Genomic DNA, 791 nt, shown 5'->3' with positions numbered 1-791 from the left:
ATGCTATAGGTAAAAGCAATGAGCAGCCATTCAGTTTCAGCCTTTCTAAATTTCACTTCGGTTATGTGGCCAATTTCTGATAAATTGCAGCAAAAATTAGAATTGAAAGCTTTTCTTCAAATAGCGCTCCTGGTTTTGGCCAATTTGATTTCTTTAACTGGACTCAAAGCGGCTGATCCTGCCACAGATACTACCTTGGTTAAAGACTTGCTCACTGAAGCATACTTTTTTAGAGACGGGTCGGCTTATCTGCCATTGATCGATAAAGAAGATTTCGATGAGAATACCTTACACTTTAAGCTTCAAAAAGACCAGTTAAGTAGCACATTTTTGCGCATTGGATCTGTTCAACACCTGGCTATTTTTATTAATGATAAGCTCATATCAGGTGTTGAAGCCAACAAAAAAGCTTTTTTAAATGCCGATAGTCTATTCGGACTTTACGGAGATGAACTTCACGCTATTGTCTACAGTCGATCATTATCAGCACTAAGGTTAGATTTCTCAGCTGTAATAATTGAAAGTGGGCAGCAAGAAGAATTCATAGATCAGCAGGAAGTAGTAGTTGTCTCGCAAAGAAATAAAATGAGCAGCCTGAACAATTTCGCGCTTATGGGTCTCATCATAATCGGTGCCTTTGCAGCGGTGCTCTACAATTACTACCCAAGAGTTACAGCAGATTATTTTAGGCTCAGCCGTGCCATGGCCTTTAGAGAAATTGACGAAAACTTGCTCAAAAGCCGTCCTTTCACCTGGATCAACGTATTATATTACCTCTTTTTTGCCCTGTT

The 791-nt window shown here is 39.4% G+C and carries 1 protein-coding gene; it reads left to right on the top strand.

The window, feature by feature from the left end; translation table 11 throughout:
- Nucleotides 1–18: 18 nt before the first annotated feature.
- A partial coding sequence (locus E1176_RS00490) for a hypothetical protein (protein WP_155208631.1) occupies nt 19–791 on the top strand: 773 nt, incomplete at its 3' end.

It is taken from the genome of Fulvivirga aurantia (assembly GCF_009711475.1).
GTDB lineage: Bacteria > Bacteroidota > Bacteroidia > Cytophagales > Cyclobacteriaceae > Fulvivirga > Fulvivirga aurantia.
This window is presented reverse-complemented; position numbering and strand designations above follow the sequence as displayed.